1 protein-coding gene is annotated in these 980 nt (G+C 27.2%); it reads left to right on the forward strand.

The genetic code is table 11. From position 1 onward, the window contains the following. Window positions 1-196 precede the first annotated feature (196 nt). Window positions 197-778, forward strand: a complete 582-nt coding sequence (locus tag CD127_RS12415) for an LPXTG cell wall anchor domain-containing protein (RefSeq protein WP_103366904.1) — start codon at window positions 197-199, stop codon at window positions 776-778. Window positions 779-980: the final 202 nt, after the last annotated feature.

Below are 980 nucleotides of genomic sequence, written 5' to 3' on the forward strand. Positions count from 1 at the left end.
CATATAATTCGCTCTTTGATCAAATTAATGGTCAGAGAGCTTTTTTAATTTAAAATATTTGATAATTAAATCTTTGCAAATAAATTTATAAAAAATAAGAAAGGGACAATTTGTGTCTTTTTAACTCATTAATATACGTTGTACACGGCTTACAAAATTAAGTGGTGAATTTCATAGATTATGGAGGAATTATAAAATGAAGAAATCTAAAGTTTTAGCAACAACTACATTAGCAGGGGCTTTATTATTTACAGGATTTGGTCAAGCAAATGCATCAGAACAAATTAACGTAAATAATGCTAAAGATATTGCAATTAAAGCAAGTTTAAATAAGGAGGCTAGAGAACATAGTTTTTCACCAGGTGTGACAAGTGATTTAGAATATAATACTTCTTATACAACTTTTAAAAGAGGAAATGATTATATAATTTCATCGCCTGAAAAATATGCAGGAATATATCGATTAACAGAAAGCGGAAAATTGTATTATAAATCCCAAAATAACGGGAAAGAATATTATATTTCACAAGAAAATGTCGATAATGCTCAACAAACTTCTCAGTCAAATCAACCTTCAGACAATAACACAACTACACAAAATAATGTACAACACACTACAGTCAATAATGTATCAACTCAAAATACTAAGCCACAAACTACTAACGCATTACCAGAAACTGGTGAACAATCTAACTCTAGTTTGGTAACTATCCTTGCTTCTGTTTTACTAGCAGCAGGTTCATTATTAACATTCAAACGCTTCTCAAGTAATAAATAAACTTTAATATAGCTTTTAAAAGTTCTTGAATCTAAATAGATTGAGATGCTTCTATAATAGGAGTGCATATTATTTATTTGAATTCGAGAACTTTTTTATTTAATAAAACTTCAAAAAATTTACAATATTTTATAAAATATTTAAACAAGTGCATGTTAATATATATACGAACAACATTGTGATGCAAAATATATTGTGATTT

Origin of the sequence: Staphylococcus petrasii (genome assembly GCF_002902565.1) — a bacterium.
Lineage (GTDB): Bacteria > Bacillota > Bacilli > Staphylococcales > Staphylococcaceae > Staphylococcus > Staphylococcus petrasii.

Coding starts and splice junctions, on each gene's coding strand:
- CD127_RS12415 (WP_103366904.1), top strand. CDS start 197: ATGAAGAAATCTAAAGTTTTAGCAACAACTACATTAGCAGGGGCTTTA.